17 protein-coding genes are annotated in these 24875 nt (G+C 38.4%); 12 read left to right on the top strand and 5 right to left on the bottom strand.

Annotated elements, in window-relative coordinates; all coding sequences use genetic code 11:
- The first annotated feature begins 76 nt into the window (after positions 1-76).
- The gene (locus tag ABDV71_RS11205; RefSeq protein WP_343532545.1) at positions 77-514 is read left to right on the top strand and encodes a hypothetical protein; all 438 of its coding nucleotides are present in this window, start codon (positions 77-79) and stop codon (positions 512-514) included.
- Positions 515-777: 263 nt separating this feature from the next.
- Here the strand turns inward: ABDV71_RS11205 and ABDV71_RS11200 are convergent, their stop codons facing one another.
- The 5 genes from ABDV71_RS11200 to ABDV71_RS11180 all read right to left on the bottom strand — a co-directional run bounded on the left by ABDV71_RS11200 (position 778) and on the right by ABDV71_RS11180 (position 6580).
- Positions 778-1752 (bottom strand): SRPBCC family protein, encoded by a 975-nt coding sequence (locus ABDV71_RS11200; protein WP_343532543.1) that lies wholly within the window; start codon positions 1750-1752, stop codon positions 778-780.
- 873 nt (positions 1753-2625) lie between these two features.
- Positions 2626-3087 (bottom strand): NUDIX domain-containing protein, encoded by a 462-nt coding sequence (locus tag ABDV71_RS11195; protein WP_343532541.1) that lies wholly within the window; start codon positions 3085-3087, stop codon positions 2626-2628.
- 4 nt (positions 3088-3091) lie between these two features.
- Positions 3092-3868: an exodeoxyribonuclease III gene (xth, locus tag ABDV71_RS11190; RefSeq protein ID WP_343532539.1), complete on the bottom strand. Its 777-nt coding sequence runs from the start codon at positions 3866-3868 to the stop codon at positions 3092-3094.
- Between the two features lie 56 nt (positions 3869-3924).
- Complete coding sequence (locus ABDV71_RS11185; RefSeq protein WP_343532537.1) at positions 3925-4554, bottom strand: DUF4142 domain-containing protein; 630 nt, start codon at positions 4552-4554, stop codon at positions 3925-3927.
- A gap of 1381 nt (positions 4555-5935) precedes the next feature.
- On the bottom strand, positions 5936-6580 hold the full coding sequence (locus ABDV71_RS11180) for a DUF6266 family protein (protein WP_343532535.1): 645 nt from the start codon (positions 6578-6580) through the stop codon (positions 5936-5938).
- Between the two features lie 889 nt (positions 6581-7469).
- On the opposite strand from ABDV71_RS11180, the gene hsdR reads away from it, so the two are divergent.
- From hsdR to ABDV71_RS11125, 11 genes are all read left to right on the top strand, one after another.
- Entirely contained in the window at positions 7470-10694 is a 3225-nt protein-coding gene (hsdR, locus tag ABDV71_RS11175) for a type I restriction-modification system endonuclease (RefSeq protein ID WP_343532533.1), read from the top strand.
- A 72-nt stretch (positions 10695-10766) separates the two neighbouring features.
- Positions 10767-12227 carry an N-6 DNA methylase gene (locus ABDV71_RS11170; protein WP_343532532.1) on the top strand — a complete coding sequence of 487 codons (1461 nt, stop codon included), beginning with the start codon at positions 10767-10769 and terminating at the stop codon, positions 12225-12227.
- Positions 12227-13546 carry a restriction endonuclease subunit S gene (locus ABDV71_RS11165; protein ID WP_343532531.1) on the top strand — a complete coding sequence of 440 codons (1320 nt, stop codon included), beginning with the start codon at positions 12227-12229 and terminating at the stop codon, positions 13544-13546. Before ABDV71_RS11170 ends, ABDV71_RS11165 begins: the two co-directional genes overlap by 1 nt.
- A 22-nt stretch (positions 13547-13568) precedes the next feature.
- Positions 13569-15533, top strand: coding sequence for a hypothetical protein (locus tag ABDV71_RS11160; protein WP_343532530.1), 1965 nt, complete (start codon positions 13569-13571; stop codon positions 15531-15533).
- 59 nt (positions 15534-15592) lie between these two features.
- Positions 15593-16948: a restriction endonuclease FokI C-terminal domain-containing protein gene (locus tag ABDV71_RS11155; protein WP_343532529.1), complete on the top strand. Its 1356-nt coding sequence runs from the start codon at positions 15593-15595 to the stop codon at positions 16946-16948.
- A gap of 61 nt (positions 16949-17009) precedes the next feature.
- Positions 17010-17435 carry a hypothetical protein gene (locus tag ABDV71_RS11150; protein WP_343532528.1) on the top strand — a complete coding sequence of 142 codons (426 nt, stop codon included), beginning with the start codon at positions 17010-17012 and terminating at the stop codon, positions 17433-17435.
- An 8-nt stretch (positions 17436-17443) separates the two neighbouring features.
- On the top strand, positions 17444-18610 hold the full coding sequence (locus ABDV71_RS11145; RefSeq protein ID WP_343532527.1) for a PD-(D/E)XK nuclease family protein: 1167 nt from the start codon (positions 17444-17446) through the stop codon (positions 18608-18610).
- Positions 18611-18707: 97 nt separating this feature from the next.
- A complete protein-coding gene (locus ABDV71_RS11140) occupies positions 18708-19286 on the top strand; it encodes a hypothetical protein (protein ID WP_343532526.1) in 579 nt (192 codons plus the stop codon).
- A gap of 390 nt (positions 19287-19676) precedes the next feature.
- Positions 19677-20123, top strand: a complete 447-nt coding sequence (locus ABDV71_RS11135; RefSeq protein WP_343532525.1) for a lactate dehydrogenase — start codon at positions 19677-19679, stop codon at positions 20121-20123.
- Positions 20110-21456 (top strand): oxygen-independent coproporphyrinogen III oxidase, encoded by a 1347-nt coding sequence (hemN, locus tag ABDV71_RS11130; protein ID WP_343532524.1) that lies wholly within the window; start codon positions 20110-20112, stop codon positions 21454-21456. The genes ABDV71_RS11135 and hemN overlap by 14 nt, the downstream gene beginning before the upstream one ends.
- A gap of 432 nt (positions 21457-21888) precedes the next feature.
- On the top strand, positions 21889-24276 hold the full coding sequence (locus ABDV71_RS11125; RefSeq protein ID WP_343532523.1) for a heavy metal translocating P-type ATPase metal-binding domain-containing protein: 2388 nt from the start codon (positions 21889-21891) through the stop codon (positions 24274-24276).
- Positions 24277-24875 lie beyond the last annotated feature (599 nt).

Here is a 24875-nt window from a genome sequence, read left to right as displayed (position 1 = left end):
AAATATTCTTCGACAGGCTCCCCGATGAATCGGGACGGTCTGAATGAAAGGAATAAGTTTTAACTTAGCCTTTCTTATGCATTTATTCAAAAGCAGTTTATTTGTACTTGTATTGATTTGTTTCATGGTAGCATGCGGAAATAGTCAACGAAAACCTACGCAGCTTACTTACGTGAAATATGTGGCTTATCGGCAAAGCGACACTGCTATGGTATTCCTTAATCAATCTAAGGAGATATTTAGCGGTACCCTAATGATTAATCAACACGGGGTTTACATTGACTCTGGTACGGTAAAAGGATGGGTAAAGGGCGATACTTTAATTGGCGAGTTCCACTATTTGCACTATCAGCTGGAATGGAAACGTAAGCCTGTCGCTTTTTTGATGAAAAACAACCGTTTGGTCATGGGCGAAGGCCTCACTAAAATGACTGTTGGCATTCCACATTTTGACCCTAGCGTTCCTATTGATTTTAATGAAAACAAGCAGTTTGTGTTTGTGAAGGGGGATTAGTTTTTAGGGACTAGGGGTTAGTATTTAGTAGTTAGATATTAGCAATTAGATGGGTAGCTCGCAGAATTCCCCTCTTTTAGACGGGTGCCCAACGGGCGGGGTGTTTTTAATGGTTAACTGGTTAATCGTTGAATTGGTTAATTGTTCATAAACCATTCCTTTCCTACATCGCCATCCTCACGTATGCGGGATTTTAAAGCGCAATAAAATAACTCTACAACTGTTTTACGATGGCCAGTTGGTCTGGCAATGACGGCTAATCACTATTTTATTGAAGTATTAGATTGCTCGGCACGGCGCTTTTCAATCTGTAGGATATTGTTCTGTATGTCTTTCATGATCCACTTGGCCCACCAGCTTGCATAAAAGTTAAAAGTAGTATTCAACTTAAAATGGCTATAAAGATGTAATCGGTAAGTGGTTTTGTTCAACTGTTCCAATTCATAGGTGCCGTTCAATACATCAAAGTACTGTCCGCCAATGAGCACGTGCTTGTCTAGAGTGGCCGAGGGTATTTCATTGGGATAAGCTTTAATGGTGAAACTCATTCTTTTTTGGTCTACATATTCGGTAACGGTTTCGTGGAATACCAAACCATTGGTGAAAATGGCTTTACGATAGGCACCTACACCCAAATAATTCAATTCCGCTTTTACGGGTCTAGGGAAACCTAAATTTCTGGTAAGCCAACCTTTATCCTGTGCTTCGGGTATTTCTTTTACTCTGGTAACGTGCTCCCATATCTGATCTGGGGCTGCTTCAATGTCTATATAAGTGTAGGCTTTATAGGTTCCAGAAATGGCTACAATCATTTGTTCTAAAGGAGAAATGAATAGGGGAAACACCACGAAAAGTGAGACATATAGTTTATTGTCTTTCTTTTTAAGCATAAAATAGCCAGCAAGTAGGCCACCTAGTGACGAAGCAAGCATGGACAGTGGTAACACCATTATCCAACAGGCCCAACCTTCTATGGCCATTAATAGGGTTAACAGAAAGAAACAGAATATCGGAATCCACGGGACAATTATTCGGTAGCTTAGTTTTCTTACTAATTTGATGTCGGAAAAATAGATGGTTAGATAGCCTACAATGGTGGGTAGTAGAAATAGAAAGGAAATTGACATGACCTTATAAAGGTCATCTAGTGTTTCTACACCAAAAAATAGTCGTAATAATAAAGCGTAAAGCGTAGGGATACCAATAACGAGGAGTATTGTTTTTAATTTGTTGCTCATGGATAGAGACGTTTAATGATGATGGTAAATATAGGGATTAGTTTATTGGTTATTTGTTTGACTGGTTAATTGTTGTTCCTTTCCTACGTCGTCATCTCGACCGCAGTGGAGACCGCGAAACAGCTAGGAAGTAAAACCTTTGAACTATTTATAGCTTTCCTCTATGCCGGAAGAGCATCTTCATTTTGTCTTGATACAAAACGAAGCAAAAAATCAAGGCTGTATTGCCTTCCTTGCACTGGTCTGGCGAAATGGTTAGGGCGAAATTAGAAGGTCGTCCCGTTGCTTTGTCCCCAAACTCCGACTGCCTAATTTCTTATTTTGTGCTGTGTCTGCGTTACTGTATCCATTTCACCGCCTATTGCTTCGGAATCCAATAAGGCCGAAGCTAGCAGTAAAAGAATGGTTGTTTATTGGTTCCTTAGCTCATCCCGTTCCTAACGCGTCATTTCGACCGTAGTGGAGAAATCTAATCATATGAAGATTAGCCAATCGTGAGATATGACGGTAGCGTGTTTATAGGCATTAGTTCATCAGTAATTAGATGAGCAGTTCCTAAAATTCCCCTCTTTTAGACGGGGTGCCCAACGGACGGGGTGTTTTTAATGGTTAACTGGTTAATCGTTGAATTGGTTAATTGTTCATAAACCATCCTTTCCTACATCTTCATCTCGATTGTTGTGGTTGTCATCCTGCCTGTCCCGATTCATCGAGGAGCGCAGTCCTTGTCATCCTGAGCCTGTCGAAGGATCTCTATAAAGTATAAACAAAATCCACCAACTGTTTTACGATTGCCAGTCGGGCTGGCAATGACGGATGATTAAACGGATAAGCATTGTAGGGAGGGGAAGCGGTTTGCGAACTGTTTACTGCCTATTGTTCATGAGTTATTCTATCAATCAATTGTTGGATGAAGGAAGCTTGTGCGGGGTTGATCTTGGTAAGGGCAGTAGCGGTATCAAACCATTTTCCTTGGTCTACTTCCGGTATTTCTATCAACTTGCCTGTACGTGGTGGCCATGGAATGGTAATGTGGTTGCTCACTATATTGTCGGCATCTATATTGCCTTGTACAGCCCAAGCACTAACGAGCTTGCCTCCTTTTTGTTTGATGGGGTTTAGGGGGATAAAATCGCCCTCAATGTTTTGGCCAGTTTCTTCCTTAAATTCTCTCTTAGCAGTTGCCAGTGGGTCTGCTTCGGCAGTATATTCGCCTTTGGGAATAGACCATGCGCCAATGTCCTTATTTTTCCAAAACGGGCCACCGGGATGTACCAAAAATACTTCTAGCTGTTGTTGGATACGGTATAGGAGAATGCCTGCACTGGTTTTCATGGGGCTACTTTTCTGTTAGGGTAATCCATACCGGGGCATGGTCGCTGGTTTTTTCCCAGCCACGCACATGACGGTCTACACCGCCCGTTTTTAATCGGTGTTTAAGGGGAGGGCTTAGCAGAAAGTGGTCAATGCGTAGTCCTGCATCTCGACCGTAGGCATTTCTAAAGTAATCCCAAAAGGTATAGATTTTCTGATCAGGGTATAGGGTACGTATGGCGTCTGTCCAGCCTTGGTTAAGCAATTCATGGAAAGCCGCACGGGTTTCGGGCCTAAAGAGGGCATCATCTACCCAACGCTCAGGTTTGTATACGTCCAAGTCGGTAGGCATTACGTTAAAATCGCCAATCAAGATAGCTGGAAGTTGTTTGTCTAACAATAATTTAGCTTGTTGCTGCAATCGGGCAAACCACTTGAGCTTATAATCGAACTTTGGTCCAGGGGCAGGGTTCCCGTTGGGCAGGTATAGGCAACAGATCAACAGGTTATGTACTAAAACTTCCATATAGCGACTTTGCAGGTCCTCATCGTCGCCAGCAAGTCCTCTTTGAATTTCTTTCATGCTGGGGTCTTTGGAAAGCACGGCTACACCATTCCAGCTTTTCTGTCCGTGCCATAGGGCATAATAACCTGCGTCTTCAATGGCTTGTAAGGGAAATTTCTCTTGTGGTGCCTTTAATTCTTGCAGACAAACAATGTCTGGTTGGGCTTCTTGTAGCCAGCGCAATAGCACGGGTAGTCGGCCGTTAACCCCGTTTACATTATAGGTAGCTATTTTCATGTTTAATTGATGCGGTATGTTCTAAGTAAAAATAATGCTTTTATGCTTAAGGATTGTTATGGTGTGGATACTTCGCCGGGGCGGGTACTTTGCGACCCTGTTTGATTCACCAGGTTAACGAGCTTGGTAGTTGGTACTTGTTGTTGCTGAATAATGGCCAAGGCGTTGCTGGCATAGGTCTTTAAATCGGTATGGTATAGGTTTTGCCCTTCCTTGAAAATGTTGGTGAAGGCTGCTTGTAGGGTTTGCAGTTTTTGCAATACTTGTTGGTCTAAGGTAGGCGAGGAGAGTTCTTTAATGGCATCGAGCTCCTTTTGTTGCGCTTTGGATAGGTTACGTTTTAGGAGTATGCCTTTGCCCTTGGCTATTTTCTCCATATCGGCCATTAGCTTCTGATAGCTTGGACTAATGTTCTTAACCAACGCACGCAACTCGGGCAATTGGCTTTTGGCGGCAATGGTAGCCAGTTCTGTAGTATATAAGCTTTGGGAATGCACGGAGATGATGAAGGCTTTTTCGTCGCCGTCCATGTTCACGTCGGCGGTACTTATTTGCGCCTTGGTGGTGGCGTCAATCACGGAATCGGTAGGTGTAACGGCGGTATCCCGGTGTTCTCTATCGGCGGAATTACAGGCTAGGGTTAGGGTTAAACCTATGGCTATGCTGAGGGTGGTGATCGTTTTCATATTTTAATAACGGATGAGTTGGTTGGTTGTTTGGTTTTTTTAGTTGTTTAGGGGGTAGTTGGTTCATTGGTTCATTGGTCATTCGTTTAACTGGTTAATTGTTAAATTGGTTAACTGATAACTGGTTAATTGATTATTCCTTTCCTACATGTCATCCTGAGCTTGTCGAAGGATTTCTATAAAGTATAAACGAAACCCCGGCAAATTATGGGTGACATCAAACTGTCCACCACTGTTTCTGTTTCCTCTATGCCGGAAGGGCATCTTCATTTTGTCTTGATACAAAACGAAGCAAAAAATCAAGGCTGTATTGCCTTCCTTGCACTGGTCTGGCGAAATGGTTAGGGCGAAATTAGAAGGTCGTCCCGCTGCCTTGTCCCCAAGCTCCGACCGCCTAATTTCTTGTTCTATGCTGTTTCTGCGTTACTACACCCATTTCACTGCCCATTGCTTCTGAATCCAATAAGGCCGGGGTTAGTAGCAGGGGTTGGTTAACTGGTTAATTGTTAAATTGGTTAACTGTTAACTGTTAACTGAAAACTGTTCATTGGTTCCTTAGCTCATCCCGTTCCTAACGCGTCATTTCGACCGTAGTGGAGAAATCTAATCACATGAAGATTAGCCAGTCGTGAGATATGACGATAGCATGTTTATAGGCATTAGTTAGATGGGCTGTTCCCAAAATTCCCCTCTTTTAGAGAGGTGTCCAAGGGGCGGGGTGTTTTCTTGATGAGAGGGTAAAAAGAAATTTCATCCCAATGCCATGAAGGATGTTTTACTGTCCATCGTTGTTTCTCTGTTTCCTCTATGCTGGAAAGGCATCTTCATTTTGTCTTGATACAAAACGAAGCAAAAAATCAAGGCTGTATTGCCTTCCTTGCACTGGTCTGGCGAAATGGTTAGGGCGAAATTAGAAGGTCGTCCCGCTGCCTTATCCCCAAGCTCCGACTGCCTAATTTCTTGTTTTGTGCTGTTTCTGCGTTACTGTATCCATTTCACCGCTCATTGCTCCGGAATCCAATAAGGCCGGGGTTAGTAGTAGGGATTGATTGGTTGTTCATTGGTTCCTTAGCTCATCCCGTTCCTATCGCGTCATTTCGACCGTAGTGGAGAAATCTAACCACATGAAGATTAGCCATCGAGAGATATGACGGTAGCGTGTTTATAGGTATTAGTTCATTAGTTCACTTGTTATTGGTCAATTGATAATCGTAAACTGTTAACTGTCCATTGGTTAACTGGTTGCTTGTTTAATTGTTCCATAGATAACCTCGATTGATTATTGATAACTCGTAACCAGCAACAGAAAACTGAAAAGTCTTGATACAAAAATTGGAAGCCAGAGCATTAGCCCCAGTTCCAATTTTTCAATAACAAGCTCCTACGGTAATGGTACATTTCCCGTATATAAACTGTTGGCTATCTCTTTGCCATCGGCACTAAAAAAGGTGAGGTAGGTTTCTACGCTACGTCCCGCAAAATCGCTTACATTTAAATTAAACAATTGCTTTTGTCTGGTATCAGCAGGATTTAAGATACTGCAAATGGCCAAATCAAGCTCTTCGCAATAAGCGGCAGCCATACATAAATCACTTTCTAATGCTTTGCCGCTTCCGGCATTGTTTAGCCAGGTAAATTTTACTGTCGAACCTCCCTCGGCCACGGCGGCAACATTACTTGCATTGGGTAAATCGCCCCGACTAAGCAACACCATATCGTAAGCAATCTCAAAATCAGGATAGGTACCTGTCACCCCATTTTTAAGGTTGTATGAAAGTGCCGCATTGGCCGGCGTCATGTTTACCGCTAACTTTTTATAGCCAAGGGTAATTATGGGGCTCATTGCTCTCACAAAATGTACCATTAATAAAAAACGTTCGCGTTGTTTGTCCTGTTTTACAGTACTTGTTGGACGTGTGCTTGGTCCTTTGCCACGCATGTATCTAATGCCGCGCCAGCGTGCTCCCACTACGGTACCTACTGTACCTGAAAAGGCTCCTAAAATGCCTTGCTCAATTTTTCCCATATTAATTTTGGTTTAAAGGTTAAAAAATTAATTAATTGAGGTAAAGGTAGGTTTGTTGGTTTTAATATTTTGATAATCAATATATTGTGATGTTGTTTTGCCTAAATATTGCCGCATTTTGCCTAGCTTTTCACCCTCTATGCCGTGTTTGCTTAGCTACTTACCTTAAAGCAGCCCACATTTGCCCTAAAACCTCGTGCTATTGCCTAGCTTCTTCGGCAGTTAAGCGAGCTTCTTCGACAAAGGTGTTTTATTTTCGCATGAATATTGCGGGGTATAAATGGCCTAAAATGTTGCTTTAACTAACAATAATGGCCCTATCCGGTGTCGAAATTGAAGTAGATCTTAATTCATACCCATTCGGCAATTGCCGAAGCAGTCTCGAATATGTCTCGAATAAGGTTCGAAGCAGACCCGATAGAAGTGGGAGCTAAGTAACTACTTTGATGAATAAGGGATATTTTTTTGTAATTGTACTGATGTTTAGTAACTTGTATATCCTGTGACTAACCAAAATATCTACTGTAATGGATTTTAATGAAAATTACGGGCGCTCTAAAGGGCTCAAAAAGGTGGTGTTCAGATCTGAACAACCTATTCAATATGTCAATGAGATATTGGACAAATACCAAGTCATGACATTCCTGAACATTAGCGAACGTACGCTTAGGACCTACGTGAGCGAGGGCTATCTGGTCCGTTCTCTCATTCGTGGCAAGTCTTATTATCGGTATAGCGATTTGCTCGAAATGCTTGAAAGATTTAGGGAGAGGTAGTATTTTTTGGATATCTATTATTTTAGATAGTCGAATTTTGAGTAAAATGAATGTAGATTAACTTTAGTTGTATTTATTATTTTTATCTTGCAATATTAACATCTATAAATTAAATGCAGGCCTCAAATTTCAACTTTTTAACAGAAGAATTCCCTTTGCTGAATAATTTAGCTCAAGCAGCTGAGTATAATTTATACCAAGATCCTAACACTTCTTTGTATAAATTAAGACAGTATGGCGAATACATGACTGAACAGATATTTAATATCTATGGAATAGATTTGCCTGAAAAGAACACTTTCCAAAATAGAGTTTTTCTATTAAGAAGCCAAGGAATATTACCTACTAGTGTAGAAGATTACTTTACTATTCTTAGACATAAAGGCAATAGTGCGGTACATCAATTTAAAGGTACTACAGCCGAAGCTATAGCTTCTTTATCTGCCGCATTTAAATTAGGCAAATGGTTTTATGAATCATATTCTGTAAAAAATGTAGATGTTAAGGCAATAGCATTTGAAGTGCCTGCTAATTTAGATACGCGACATGCCCTACATATTTTAGAAGGAGAGCTGTCAGATATTAGGGCGCAATATGAAGCATTGTTACAGCAAACTAAAATTGTTTCCATAGCGCAGAAGGCAATTTTTACAGAAAGAGCAAAACGTTCTGCTTCTAACCTCGAATTGAATGAAGCACAAACTCGGCTGCTTATTGATGATCAATTAAATAAGGCTGGCTGGGAATGTGATTCAATTCATTTAAATTTTAAGACTCATAAAACACTTCCTCAAAAAAATAAGAATATGGCCATTGCCGAATGGCCTTGTGGTGGTAAATGGGCTGATTACGCTTTGTTTGTAGGCGAAGAGTTATATGGTATAGTTGAAGCAAAACGTTATGCACAAGATATTTCTAGCAACCTTGATCAATCTAAGTTATATGCTGAACATGTTTTAGAATCAGATGACTATAAGCTGCTTGGACAATGGAATGTTTATAAAGTACCCTTTTTATTTTCAAGCAATGGGCGGTCATATATAGAACAGCTAAAAACCAAATCGGGAGTTTGGTTTTTAGACATACGCAATGTATATAACAAAGCTAATGCTTTAAATAATTTTTATTCACCAAGTGGATTAAAGGAATTATTTGAACGGGATATTGAAGCTGCTAACCAACGTTTGAAGGCAGATGATTATGACTATTTAAGTTCTACTAGCGGTTTATCGCTCCGGCACTATCAAATAGATGCGATTAAAGCAGTTGAAGATAAGTTACAACATGAAAACCAAGAAGACAAAAAGGCCTTATTGGTAATGGCCACAGGTACTGGTAAAACCCGTACCATTGGTGGTTTAATTTATCGAATTATCAAAGCAAATAGGTTTAAGCGAGTTTTATTTTTAACCGATAGAACACTTTTGGCTACTCAAGCCAGAGATGCCATTTCGGATAATAAAGTTGAAAATTTACAGTCTTTTGCTTCTATCTATAAAATTGCTGACTTAGATTTAAAAAGGCCTGATTACGAAACAAGGTTACAGTTTGCCACTGTACAAAGCATGGTTAAGCGTGTGTTTTATAGTGATGAACCTTTGCCCGTGGATGCTTTTGATTGTATCATTGTTGATGAAGCGCATCGTGGCTATATTTTAGATCGAGATTTTGTAGAGGATGACTTGGAGTTTCGTAGCCAAGAAGATTATATAGGCCAATACAAGAAGTTACTTTTTTATTTTGATGCCTGGAAAATTGGTCTTACAGCAACCCCGGCCTTACATACTTCTCAAATTTTTGGAGAGCCAGTGCATTCTTATTCTTATCGCGAAGCGGTGATAGATGGTTATTTAAAAGATCATGAGCCTCCTTATACTATTAAAACCGAATTAAATGAAGGTGGTATTCATTGGGAAAGAGGAGATACGGTAAACGTTTATGATCCAGAGACCAATAGTATTGAAGAGCTGGCCAATATAGCCGATGATATCGATCTGGATGTAGATCAATTTAATAAACGTGTACTTACCCCATCATTTAACCAAACTGTATTAGCTGAATTGGTTAAGGAACTAGATCCTGATGGAGAAGAAAAGACACTGATTTTTGCTGCCAGAGATTCACATGCCGATGATGTGGTACGTATCCTTTATGAAGAGTTCGAAAAAATTGGCATCGCTGTTCATCAAGAAGCCATTAAGAAAATAACTGGTAGTATAAAGGATCCTGCAGGAGAAACCAAAAAGTTTAAGAACGAAAAATATCCGAACATAGTAGTTACTGTTGATTTATTGACTACAGGTATAGACGTACCAGCCATTTGTAATTTGGTGTTTCTACGAGCCGTTAAATCGAGGATCTTATATGAACAAATGATAGGAAGGGCAACACGTTTATGTGATGAAATTGGCAAGGAAAGTTTTAAAATTTATGATGCTGTTCAATTGTATCGAGCAATGAAAAATAAAACACAGATGATTGCAGTTTCGAATCCTAGTGTTAGCTTTACCCAATTGACCAGAGATTTACAACAAATAAATACAGAAGATCAATTTTTACGATTTAAAGAGCAACTGATAGCTAAGTTACAAGGTAAAAAGGGTAAGATAAAGGGTGATGATCTTGACAGATTTGCCTTTTTAAGTGATAATCGAAATCCTCAGGAATTCATTAATGTTATTCGCAGTTTATCAATGCCTGAAGTTAAATCACTTCTATTGGATACAGCAGGTTTATGGACTTTTCTTGATGAAAATAAAGAAGGTAATCGTAAAATTTATGTATCTGACCATCAAGATCGGTTTATTACCATGGAGCGAGGTTATGGTTATGGCAATAAACCTGAAGATTATATTGATAGTTTTAAAGCATTTATAGAGATAAATAAAAATAAAATCGCCGCCCTTGAATTGATCTGCACTAAACCAGCGGATTTAGATCGTAAATCATTAAAAGAATTAAAGCTATTATTAGATAGTGAAGGATTTAACGAAACAGCATTAAATACCGCCTGGCGAGCTAAAAATATGGTCGATATTTCAGCTGATATTATCGCCTTTATTAGAACCTTGGCATTAAATACAGAATTGGTCACGCCGCAACACCGTGTTAAAAATGCCATTGCTAAAATAAAAACGGCTAAGACCTGGAATAAAACCCAGCTTAAATGGATTGAACGATTTGAAAAACAACTTTTAGCGGAAACTATTTTAACCAAGCAGGATCTTGACCTACAGCCTTTTGTAAATGAGGGGGGCTTTAAAAGGTTAAATAGCATTTTTGAAGATGATTTAGAAAATTTATTACGCCAGTTAAATGGCTATCTTTTTACTGCCTAAAATCATTTAAAAACAGCATTTTTGTGATAATAAACATCCGTTAGTTACACTAACGCTAATAAGATTTGAATAATGAGCGCACAGGAAATAGCAAATAAACTTTGGAACCTTTGTAATGTGTTACGTGATGATGGGGTAACCTATCATCAATACTTAAATGAGTTAACTTATATCTTGTTTCTCAAGCTGTCGGAAGTTAAAAGGTTTGATGATCAGTTACCGCCAGAGTATCAATGGCAGGTATTTGTGAAAGAAACAGATAACCTAAAGAACTTCGACCGATACCGTGAGTTTTTAGCTACGGTAGCCGCTAAAACTACCAGTGATAGCATTAAAGAAATTTATACCAATGCATCTACTACCTTAACTAAGCCCGTTAACTTTAATACACTAGTTAAAGCTATTGATAAACTAGACTGGTACGAAGAAAACGATCGTGACGTGATGGGGGATATCTACGAAACCCTATTGGAGAAGAATGCGAGTGAAAAAAAATCGGGTGCAGGGCAGTATTTCACCCCAAGACCATTGATTAATGTAATGGTTGATTTAATGGCACCCAAATTAGGTGAGAAATGGAATGATCCTGCTTGTGGTACTTTTGGTTTTATGATTGCTGCCGACCATTACCTGCGAGAAAAATATGATTATCTCTATACTTTAGAAGGTAAAGCCCGTACCTTTCAGTTGGAAGAAGCGATGAGTGGTGTAGAACTTGTAGGGGATGCGCATCGTTTAGCTTTAATGAATGCACGCTTACATGGCATGGAAAGCCGTATATATTTAGGTGATACCTTAACAGATTTGGGTAAAAACTTAAAAGGTTATGATGGGGTATTGGCTAACCCTCCCTTTGGTACCAAGAAAGGTGGTGAGAAGCCAACCCGTGATGATTTGATTTATGTAAGCAGTAATAAACAATTAAATTTCTTACAACATATTTACCGCTCCCTTAAAAAAGATGGGAAAGCCAGAGCAGCTGTAGTTTTACCAGATAATGTGCTTTTTGAAGATGGCGATGGCCAGCGTATCCGTAAAGATTTAATGGAAAAATGTAACCTACATACCATTTTACGTTTACCTACGGGTATTTTTTATGCTGCTGGAGTAAAAACTAATGTTTTGTTCTTTACAAGAGGTAAAAAGGAAGAAGGTAATACTGATAAAGTATGGTTTTATGATATGCGTACCAATATGCCAAGCTATGGGGTACGTACGCCTTTTACCGAAAAGGCATTTGTCGATTTTATTATAGCTTATACGGGTGGGATTAATGCTGACGAAGTGATGAAGGATTTTGATGGTAAAATTGATGATGAAAAGAGGGCAGCTATACAAGACGAGCGTTGGCAATGCATTACACTGGATACGATAAAAGCGAAAAACTATAGCTTAGATTTAGGTTTAATTGCAGATAGCTCTTTAACCAAAGCTGAGGATTTAGGTGAGCCTTTAGACATAGCTAAAGCCGCTCTGTCCGAATTGAATTTGATACAGAAAGAATTAGAAAATCTAATTAAAGAGTTGAATTAATGGCTGGTAAAGGTGATATTAATAAAAAGTCAATACAGCCAAGTTTTCATTACAATTGGTTGTTTGTTAATTTTGAACAAGCTATAGAGAAAACTAATATTATAACGAAATTAAGTTCTAAAGAATATTCTAATGAAGGCGTATTTCCAGTTGTAGATCAAGGCGCAAATTTAATTTCAGGTTACGTCGATGACGAAAAAGTTTTGTATAAAGGAAATTTACCAATTGTCATATTTGGCGATCATACTAGAAATATAAAATTTATTGATTTTCCATTTGCAATTGGAGCTGATGGAACAAAAGTATTAAGTCCTAAGAAAAATATAAATATTAGGTTTTTCTATTATTATTTAAAAAGTCTAAATATTCCCGATTTTGGATATAGTAGGCATTTTGCTGTCTTAAAAGAGTTGGATTTTCCAATTCCTCCATTAGCAGAACAAGAACGTATAGTAACTAAGTTAGATACCTTATTTGCGCAACACGAGGCTATTAAACAAGCTTTAGAACGGATACCACAATTGCTAAAAGATTTTAGGCAACAGCTATTAACGCAAGCTGTAACGGGTAAGTTAACAAAAGAGTGGAGAAATAATTCGGATTTTCCTTTATTAAAAAAAATTGCCGAAACACCTCACAGAAGTTGGAAATTCAACTTGCCGGAAGACTGGTCAATAATTTCTTTTGATCAAGCTGCAATCATTAAAAGTAATTTAGTCAATCCAAATTTATATTCAAATCATATTTTAATAGCTCCAGATAATTTAGAAGCTAACACTGGTAAAATAATTAATAAACCGATTGTTTCCGAGATAAAACCTATTAGTGGAAAACACTTGTTTCAAAGTGGATCAATAATATATTCAAAAATACGACCTTATTTAAATAAGCTTGCCATCGTTGACTTTAGCGGCTTATGTAGTGCAGATATGTATCCAATCTTAAATTCCGAGCTGACAATTATTGAGTTCGTTTTTTATTATATGATGAGTAATGAGTTTTTAAATTATTCAACAACTGCGGGAGAACGCAGTGTATTGCCTAAAATAAATCAAAAAGGACTGAATGAAATTCCGTTTCCCTTACCATCATTAATAGAACAAAGAGAAATTATTAATCGAGTAGAAAGCTTATTTTCCAAGGCGGATAAAATAGAAGAAAAATACAAAGCCTTAAAAGCTAAAGTAGCCACTCTGCCACAAGCCATTTTGCATAAAGCTTTTAAAGGCGAGTTGGTAGAGCAATTACTTACAGATGGAGATGCTAAAGATTTATTGGAAGAAATAAAAAAATTAAAGACGTTAAGTAAAATGAAATAATAATTATAAATAATGTTCTCAAATGAAATTAGAAAATCTATACTCACTTAGAAAAAATTTTACTGTTATAGGTATCAGTGGTAGAGTTGGAAGTGGATGTTCAGCAGTTGCAAAAAGAATAGCAGACCCAAATTTTGTTTTAAATTTAGAATTGCGAAAATGGGGTTTAAATAACGATAAACCAGATGATATTAAGCTTAGAATTTGCTACGATTATCTTAAACATAAGAACAACTATCTGCCTTTTACTATTATAGAATATAAGTCAGTAGTCTTTTTACATCTTTTACATGAAGCTGTTGCTGAAACAAAAGAAAAAGTCAGCGCTATAAACAAAGTTTGTGAAATTATCTGTCAAAATGGTGTTAATGGAAAATTTGGAGATAAGTTTAAAAACAGATTTGACACAAGTGACGATTTTAGTTCAATAAGAACAGAACTAGAAAAAGATGATTTGTGGTTTACCACATTGATACAATTAGATGATTTAAAATCTAAGTTTAAAGAGAAATTAAATGACCCCAACTTCTGTAAAGAATTTACTTCTTTCTTCTTTGATTTTTTACAAAAGTTAGCTATTGACTTCTTTAATCTTTTAAATAATATTGATATTACAAAAAGGTCTAGACTTCTTCATGACCTATCTAATAATTTAAGGATTTATGGTAGTGTGAAAAACCTAAATACTGTTGCTAACGTGGAGTTGCAAAATATTTATACTACTGCTAACACTATAAATAGAATTATTAAATGCGTTAGGCAATCTGGTTCACCAACAAAAATTGTAATAGATTCTTTGAAGAACTCTCTTGAATTAATGTATTTTAAAGAAAAGTATTCAGCTTTTTATATGATTTCCGTTAATAGAGAAGAGGAAGCTAGAAAGAAATATTTGAACAAAAAGTTTAAGAAACAACAAGAACATGTTCAAGAACTATTGAATTTAGATGAGGCCGAGTATGCTAGTAATCATTTTTCAAAAGGAATGTTTGCTTCACCGGATGTCGAAAATTGTATTCAAAAAAGTGAATTTCATATTTCTAATATAGACGATGCTTTTATCGATAAACAACTAGTTAAGTTGTTAGCCTTAATACATCAGCCAGGAATTGTAACCCCTAGTGCTATAGAAAGATGTATGCAAATTGCCTATAATGCAAAGCTAAATTCAGGTTGTATTTCTAGACAAGTAGGAGCCGTTATTACAGATGCAAATTTCTCTGTTAAATCGGTTGGGTGGAATGATGTAGCACAGCATCAATTACCATGTAATTTACGGAATGCTACACATTTAATTAACGATATTTCACCTAACCACTTTAGTGATTATGAAAAAAATGGTTCTGTTAAATTTGGAATAGGTAAAGAAGAAAAATTTCTAACACTATTTAAAAACGACTTTGAAAGTTTAAACCCTGATGATTTAGAAGGTAGAAATTGTAGTTATTGTTTTAAAAGTTTCCAAAACTCTTATGAGGGAGAAAAAAATCAAGTCCATACACGATCATTACATGCAGAAGAAAATGCGATGATGCAAATCGTTAAGTACGGAGGAGAAGGAGTTATAGGAGGAGTTCTTTTTACTACCGCAAGTCCATGTGAATTATGTTCAAAGAAAGCATTTCAGTTAGGAATTAATAAAATCTATTATATAGACCCTTACCCAGGTATCGCAAGGCAGCATATTTTAAAAAATGCTGTCAATAGAGAAAAAAATCCAAAGTTATTTCAATTTTATGGCGCGGTAGGTAGGGCATTTCATAAATTATATGAACCATTTATGGCTTATAAGGATGAGTTAGCTATTTTATCAAATATTAGCCCAAGTAACCCAACAGTTGTAAAACAAAATGGAATTAAAAAACTAAGAGAGGATAAGGATATAATAAGTGAGGTTAATCAAGATAAGTATAAAGAGATTTTGAAAAAACATAACGATGATGAATTAAGTGCTTTAAAAGAAATACTGGAAAAGGGACTGTCTTAAATAGTTGGATTTCCTGTTATTTTTAAGACGATAAAACTAGGTTTAATTTAAAAATTAAAATGATTTCAGCAGGTACACAAACTCAAATTACTACTATTTGGGATCAATACATTTCAGATAACAAAACTGTACTGGATACTAAAGGAGTACCCTACGATGATATAGACAACAACAGGTTAAAAGCTATTGTTACTTTGAAAGCCATTGTTCAGGAATTTATTGCAGGAACTATAGATATTGCCGAATTTAAAACGGCTGTTGACAGTTTCAATAAGCAACATAATTTTTGGGGTTTTACCTCTATTAAGGGGCAAATGTTTTTTAACCTTTTACTTAAAACAAGTGAAGGAGAGGTTGAAATGCAAAAACTTACGACGCTTTTAAAAGGATGTGTAGCTGAACCTAAGGATTTACAGGATGCTTTAAATAAAATTGAGGCATTAGATAAGTATGTTTCGGCCATCTTTAATAAGGCGCCTAATAAACGTAAAGCTCCTAATCCAGGGAGCATTGGCTATTTTCTATCTTACTTTTGGCAAATACATGATCCGCAGCAATGGCCCATTATGTATAGCTCTATGATTGTTTCTTTTACCGATATTGGTTTATGGGAAAGTCCAAAGACACAGAAAGAAGCTTATAGAGAATTTTACACTTTAAACGAAGAAATCAAGTCGATTTTGTCGAAACATACAGGTCATGTAGTATCTAATTGGGACGCTGAACATGCTTTTTGGAATTTTAGAACGGTAACCGCTTATCCTAAAAAAGAAAAGCCTGTAAATATACCAATAGTGCAAACAGAAATAACTATGGAGCAGTCTGTCTCGGCATTAACACAGGCTAGTTTTGATATTTACGATTATGTGCCAAGAATTACAGCTAACCTTATTGCATTAGGAAAAGAAATCGAAGATTCAAACTCTGGAAAGGGTAGCAAGTATGAAAAAGCAGTTTGTGAGGTATTTAAACAGTTAGGATTTGTAATTGAATCTTTAGGACAGGGTAAGGGTAGAGAGCCAGATTTAATCGCTATCCATAAAGAGGATAATGTAGCTTTTATAGTAGATGCCAAAGCTTATGCTAATGGTTATATGATGGGGGCTTCAGATGAAAGAGCGATGAGGGAATACATCAATTATTATTGTCCTAAACTCAAAAAGGAAGGCATACAGCGTATAGGGTTTATTATTGTGAGTAATGGCTTTAAGTCATCTTTTGACAGTTTTGTAAATGATATTACTTGGCGTACGGATATCAAGCGATTTATATTGCTCAGTTCCGATGCATTGTTACATTTGTTGGCTTATCGCATTAAAGATCAAAAAGACTTATCAGAAATTGTGGAAACGATGATTAGTTTGGGAAAAACAATTACAGCCCAAGATGTTATTCAGCAATTTGATGATATTTAAAAATTACGCTTATTGCTTTTAGGGTCAAAGCAATTATTTAAAAGACCATATTAACACCTCCATGTTTGCCGAATTAAATAAATATAAAGAAAAAGGCATTTTTGTTTTTAATCAGAAGGACAGACTTTCATCTGTATGCAATGCGCCCAAAAGCGGTAGTGGCATATATTTAATTTACGCGACGGTTAAGGGAAAAAGAGAGCTCATCTATATTGGTATATCAGGAAGGAAGAGTGAAAAAGGGGAAATTATCCATCGTAAAGATGGTTTGCGGGGTCGGTTTTTAAGAGGTAAAACAGATGGGGTGCTGAGAAAAATTGCCTGGCCCAATAGAATGCTGGCCCAACAGATCAAAGTTATAGAAATACGTTGGTATGTAACCTATGGTGAGCTTGACCAAGATTTTCCGAGAGATTTAGAAGTTTCATTGCTCAGCCAATACCAATTGCAACACGGCAGATTGCCCATATGGAATAAAAAGATTTAACGCCTTTCATGAAACAACATCAACTGGAGAGTAAATATTCGAGTTTACTTTTAGACCCTAATTTTATCAAGCTGGAGCTTCTATACCAAAAGCCCAATATTTTCAATGCGCTTAGATTGGCCCATCGCGAAATTAGACATTCTAATTTTTTGGGCTGGTTATTGGATCCCAATCAAACACACGGTTTGGGAACCAAATTTTTAAAACTCGTACTGTCGGATATTCTATTGGATGAAAGAGCCAAAGATGTGTCGGTGACTTCCATAGGCAAATTGAAATTGGAGAAGGCCAGGGTGTTTAGGGAATGGAAAAACATCGACATCCTGATCAAAATGGAAAATTTGGTGGTCGTTTTTGAGAATAAGATATGGTCTGGAGAAGGTAACCGTCAATTGGAAAGGTACAAAGAAACCATTGATAAGGAGTTTAGGGACAGTAAAAAGGTGTTTGTTTTTTTAACGCCCTATGGTTTAGAAGCCAGTATGAATGAGGCTTATGTGAACTACTCCTATGCAAGGATTGTATCCATTTTACAGTTAATTACCAGTTCATATCATGAAGCCATATCGCCCTCGGTAATGGTTTATTTAAATGATTATATCGAAACTATCAAAACAAATTTTATGGGAAACGGAGAAGTAAATAATTTAGCCAGAGAGGTTTATTTAAATCATAAGGAACTGTTCGATTTCATCTTGAACCATACGCCTAATCCTTTGAATGAGCTGCAGAATTACTTTTCTAAGAAATTGGGTTCGTTTGGATGGGTGAGGAAAACCTGCCAAAAGAACTATGTGAGGTTTTTACCGCAATCGTTACAGGATGTTATTCCCAACAATAGCAGTGCTTGGAAAAATGAAGCCTTTTTGTTCGAGTTTTTAATTAAAACCGATAGCATTGTTTTTTATTTCACCATTGCTCCGGGCGATGAGAAAACGAGAGCAACGCTGAGGGCGGCCTTGCAGCAGTTTGATCAAAATGATATGGACCCTACAGAGCAATATATTTGTTTTTACTGGTTTCCTAAGGAGTTGAAGGACATTGAAACTTTTTGCCATGATGAGCTGGCTTTAGATCGTTATTTCCATGACTTTTTAGAAGAGGTAAATAAGGTGGTAAGGAAAGCCGAAGGTTTGATATTGGAGCATAAGGAAGTGTTACGAGCGATATATTAATATTCGGAGTGGTAAACAGAGATGTCCTCTTTGTATTAGGTTATGATATAGTGAATTATAGAAAATAATATCATTATATTTGTTAACCATTAATTAAATGCTCCAAATCATCTTCTATATCAATAGGGTTATCCAACAAGATTTGTTTACCACTTTTGGTATAATTTCTATATTATATCCTTTAGGATTCCTATTTCCAAAAAGAGCTCAGATGAAATTGTTGAATAGGGTATTTTGCAGTTTTACTATCTGTTTGGGGCTAGTGTTTTTGGGCTTGTGGATCATGGTGGTGATCGGGGCCTTAATGACCAGTGAAGAACCAGATAGTGCAGCAATCATCAATAGGATGTTTGGACCTTATTGGTTTAGTTTTTGGCTACAGCCAACTTTATGGATAGTGGCCACTCAATTACTGAGAAAACCTAAATTTAGGTACCACCCGTTTTTAAGACCAATGATTGGTTTGGTATTGTTGGTTCCTTTGGAGATTGTGATGATACTGTATACTTCAAATCAAAGGGAGTTTGTTGGTGTTGATTTTTCGTTGGATCCATTGACCATTGCGGGAGCTTTTTTACTGAAATCGAATATCTTTTTTTGTTTAACGCTGCTTTATTATAAGACTTTTGAATATGTACGACGATTGAAACTACAGTGGAAAGCGGAAACGGAGTGATAGAGTTGATGCTATTTGGTTTTTACTGTATCTGCTGGTTATTCGTCATTGCCAGCTCGACTGCTAATCGTATAACAGTTGGTGGGTTTTGTTTATGCTTTATAGAGATCCTTCGACAGGCTCCCCGATGAATCGGGACAGGCAGGATGACAACTACGACGGTCGAGATGACGTTGTAGGAGAGAAATGAGCAATTAACCAATTCAACGAGGGAATTTGGGGAACAGCCCATCTAACTACTAAATACTAATATCTAACTACTAAATACTATCCACTAACCACTAACCAAGGACTAACCACGTTTGTGACGAATATCACTTTTTCCAATAACTACGCTCAACTCGTGAGGATGGGGGGCTAGCTAGTTTTGTAGGTACATAACAAGAACGGATGAAAGCTATTGCCTACAATATTAAACCCGAGGAAAAAGAATGCCTAGTACTGGCCAATCATAAAAAACATGATATTACCATTATAGCCAACAGCCTAAGTGGCGAAACACTACCTTTTGCACAGGGCAAGGAAGTGCTGATCGTGTTTAATGAAGACCCACTGAGTGAAGAGCTGATCATGGGCTTAAGCGCTTTGGGCATTAAGTACATTGCAACATCGTCCTTTGAAACCAAGCATATTGACCTGATTGCTGCCGGAAAGGCAGGCCTTAAAATTGCCAATGTTCCTTTTAGGGAAGGTGAAGATTTTGCTATGCCCCGTATGCAACAGGTGGTCAAGAACTTAGACAATTGGGCTGCAGGCAAATGCGTAGGCAAGGCTTGTTGCTGTCCAAACGACTGTGGAGCATCACTTAAAAAAAAGGAGCAAAATGGAAACCACTGAGCTTTTGCGCAAGTACAACATTGCCGCTCCACGATACACCAGTTACCCCACCGTACCTTATTGGAACAACCAGCACTTTAACGAGGGGCAGTGGAAATCGAGATTGTTGAGCGCCTATGCCCAACACAGAGAAGAAGGGATCAGTCTTTACATTCACCTGCCTTTTTGCGAAAGCCTATGCACCTATTGTGGCTGCAATACCCGCATTACCAAAAATCACGGGGTAGAATTGCCCTACATTGAAGCCTTGTTACAGGAATGGAAAATGTATGTAGCCTTATTGGGCGAACAGCCCAAGATCAAGGAGATACACCTGGGCGGCGGTACACCTACTTTTTTTAGTGCCACTAATTTACAGCAACTGTTGCAAAGCATTGCCGGAGCGGCCCAGTTTGATACCGAAGCGGCCTGTTCCTTTGAGGGACACCCCGATAATACTACCGCCGAACATCTGCAGACCTTATACAGCCTTGGGTTTAAACGCCTAAGCTTGGGCATACAGGATTTTGATCCCAAGGTGCAGTATATGATCAACCGTTACCAAACACCTGCACAGGTAAAACATATTACCGAGCTGGCCAGGAAGATGGGCTATCAATCTATCAACTACGACCTGATCTATGGCCTACCGGGACAAAACATGGAAGGGTTGACCAGAACCATTGATGAAGTGATCGGCTTAAAGCCAGATCGTATTGCTTTTTACAGCTATGCCCACGTGCCTTGGATCAAGGCCGGACAACGCCATTTTACGGAAGCCGATATTCCGCAGGGTAACGAAAAATTTGCCCTGTACCAAAAAGGCAGGGAAATGTTGGTGGCAGCTGGTTATGAAGAAATTGGCATGGATCATTTTGCTTTACCAACAGATAGTTTGTTTATTGCCTATCAACAAAACAAGTTACATCGCAACTTTATGGGCTACACCGATCAGCATACGCAGATACTGTTAGGGCTTGGAGTGTCCTCTATCAGCGATTGTGGAACTGCCTTTGCGCAGAATGCCAAAACTGTAGAAGAGTATAAGCAATACATTAAGGACGGTGTTTTGGCAGTGCAGAAAGGGCACTTGCTTGATGCGGAGGATTTGAGCATTAGAAGGCATATTTTGAGCCTGATGTGCCAGAACAGTACTTGTTTTGAAACCGAGGTTCCCGCCCAGGTAATGCAACGTTTGCAGCCCATGATCGAGGACAGGTTGGTGGCCATTAGAAACAGGGAAGTAAAGATATTGCCTTTGGGCAGGTCTTTTTTACGCAATACCTGTATGGCCTTTGACGATCGCTTATGGCAGCAACAGCCGCAAACGCAATTGTTTAGTGCAGCTATTTAATTCGAATATAAAATTACCACCTACACAGATAGAATAAACAATAAGAAATACGGATATCATCTATGTATCTATATGTTTCAAATAATAGTACAATAATTGAAAAATGCAAACTGATGCTGAACTAAATTCAGCATGACGGATGGTTAATAATCGTCACCCTGAACTTGTTTCAGGGTCTACTGGATAGAATTTAAAAGAATAGAAGATAAGGGCTATGTAACTATGTGTTTCAAATAATAGTACAATAATTGAAAACTAAATCATTAACCACATAGGCACATAGATGATGAAATGAAACCTATAGAACTGATGCTGATTAAAGTGCTTAGCAGCTACTTCGTAGTCAGCATGACGGATGGTTAATGATCGTCACCCTGAACCTGTTTCAGGGGCTGTTTGATAGAATTTGAACTAAAATCAATTAGAAGGAAAATGAGCAATTCAACCGTCATACATCAAAGTTCAGTTTGCTACCACTGCGGCGATCAATTGCCCGCCGTTAAATTAAGCTATGATCAGAAAGACTTTTGCTGCATAGGTTGCCAAAGCGTTTATCAGATCCTATCTGAAAACAACATGTGCAATTATTATGCTTATAACGATTCTCCTGGACAACGTGTAAAGGAAGAAGGTCATTATGAATATTTGGACGAGGCACCCATTATTGCACAGCTGATCAACTACAAAGACAAGGAAAACACCATTGTTACCTTTTATATTCCGGCCATCCATTGCAGTTCGTGCATTTGGTTGTTGGAACATTTATACAAGATCAATCCCGCTATTTTTAGTTCACGTATCGACTTTTTAAAGAAAGAGGTAACCATTAGCTATAAGCACGAACAAGTTTCGTTGCGCAAAGTGGTTGAAATACTGAACCAGATAGGCTATGAACCCCTTATTAGCCTGCAGGATGTAGTAAAGGAGAAGAGCAACTCGGTAAATAAGCAGCTGATCTGGAAAATTGCCATTGCCGGTTTTTGTATGGGCAACGTAATGCTGTTCAGCTTTCCCGAGTATTTCGGCCTATCGGCCTTGGAAAAGGAATTCCAACACTTATTTGCCTGGCTAAACCTGGCCTTTTGTATTCCGGTAACCTTTTACTGTGCCAAAGATTACTTTACTTCGGCCATTGCCAGTTTAAAACAAAAATTTGTTAATCTAGATACGCCTCTAGCGCTCATTATAGCAGTACTGTTTATCCGTACTGCTATTTCAACCGTATTTAACACAGGGCCAGGTTTTGGCGATACCCTTACAGGATTGGTATTCCTGTTGCTAATGGGAAAATGGGTTAAACAGCGTACCTATCATCATATTTCGTTTGATAGGGACTATCGCTCTTATTTTCCCATCGCCATTACCACCCTTGAAGATCACCGGGAAAAACCGGTAGCCATTAGCGAGATAGTTGTTGGGGATCGACTATTGATCCGCAATGGTGAATTGGTGCCAGCCGATGCCATCTTAATGAAGGGAGATGCTTGGCTGGACATGAGTTTTGTAACTGGCGAAGCCGAACCCCAGCAGAAGGTTTTGGGTGAAATTGTGTATGCTGGAGGTAGACAGATGGGCGAAGCGATAGAGCTTGAGGTGGTAAAACCGGCTTCGCAAAGTTACTTAACCGGTTTATGGAACAAAGAGTTTTACAAGAGCGATGTTAAGAAACAGAACTTTAACGATAGCATTGCCAAGTATTTCAGCATAGGGGTATTTGTAATTGCCTTTGCCGCTACAGCCTACTGGCTATGGCAAAATGATAGCATCAAGGCATGGTCGGCCTTTACCGCCGTGGTGATCGTGGCCTGTCCTTGTGTATTGGCCCTAAGCACGCCTTTTACCCTGTCGGCCATTCTTTCAGTATTCGATAAAAAAGGGTTTTATGTAAAAAATACCGATGCTTTAGAGCAATTGGCCGCTATTGATACCATTGTTTTCGATAAAACAGGAACGTTAACCAGTACCCATCAGTCTGAAATCAGGTTTGAAGGCAGTTTATCGGCAGGAGAGAAGCTATTGGTAGCCTCGCTGTTATATAATTCTTCGCATCCATTGAGCCGACAAGTGCTTAAAGTACTTAACCCTAGTAAAATTTATGCCATTGCCAAATATAATGAGGTGTTGGGCAAAGGAATTATGGGGGTAGTAAATGGTAGTATGGTTTATGCAGGTAGTAAACGTGCCATGCCTTTTGATGTGCCCGCCAAAGACCATAGCGGTGTACATATTGTAATAGACGAAGAGTATAAAGGTTGTTTTACCGTAGACCAACAATGGAGAGAAGGGATTGCTCCGCTGATCAATGAGCTAGATAATGATTTTGACCTTAAAGTACTTTCTGGCGATACAAACAAGGACGAAAAGCTGTTGAAATCAGTATTTAAACCCTCAACGCCTTTATTATTTAACCAAAGTCCACACCAAAAGCTAGCCGAAATAAAAGCCCTACAGGCAGGCCATAAGCAGGTGATGATGTTGGGCGACGGCCTTAACGATGCAGGGGCGCTTAAACAGGCCAATTTTGGAATTGCCATTACCGATAACATCAACAACTTTACCCCAGGCTGCGATGCCATTATGAAAGGCAGTGCTATAGGCTTATTGCCCAAATTTATCCAATTGAGCCGCGATGGGCTAAAGACCATTAAAATAAGCTTTGCCATTGCCACTGCCTATAATTTAATTGGGGTTTACTATGCCGTACAAGGCACTTTATACCCCTTGGTAGCCGCCATATTGATGCCCATTAGTACCATTACCATTATCAGTTTTACCAGTTTGGCCACCAGGTATTTTGCAAGGAGGAATGGGTTGAAGTAGCTAGCAGTGCCGAATTCCCTCTCTTTTTAAAGGAGAGGATTAGGGAGAGGTTAACCCTCTCTGCCCTTTGGGCATCTCTCCCTAAGAAGGAGAGAGAAGTAAGATGAGCGGCAGAAGGTTAATGAACAATATTCAATTAAACTACTAACCAGTTAACAGTTTTCAGTTTACAACAACCAATTAAACAATGATTTAACAGACTAACCCCTAATCACTAGCCACTAAAACAATCAGCGGACAAATCAGGGTAATCTGCGGGAATAAAATTAAAAGGTTATACAGGAGATTTACTTCGTAGCTGCTTCGCGGTCTTTGACAGGCTCAGAATGACAAGGACTGCGCTCCCGATAGATCAGGATAAGCTGAATGACAACAATACCTGTTAATGAACCAGTGAACAATTGAACTAATGAACAAATCCTAATCACTAACAACTAATTACTAAAAATCGAGGTAATCTGCGGGATAAGAGTTTAAACAACTATATAGAGATTCCTCGTCGCTGCACTTCCCTCGGAATGACAAACAAGTTTGAATAACCAGTTAGACAATCATAGATAAAACAATTACCAATAAACTAATACCTAACCACTAGCAAC

Source organism: Pedobacter sp. (assembly GCF_039594775.1).
GTDB lineage: Bacteria > Bacteroidota > Bacteroidia > Sphingobacteriales > Sphingobacteriaceae > Pedobacter.
Note: the sequence above shows the minus strand (reverse complement) of the source record. Positions and strands in the feature narration are given on the sequence as shown.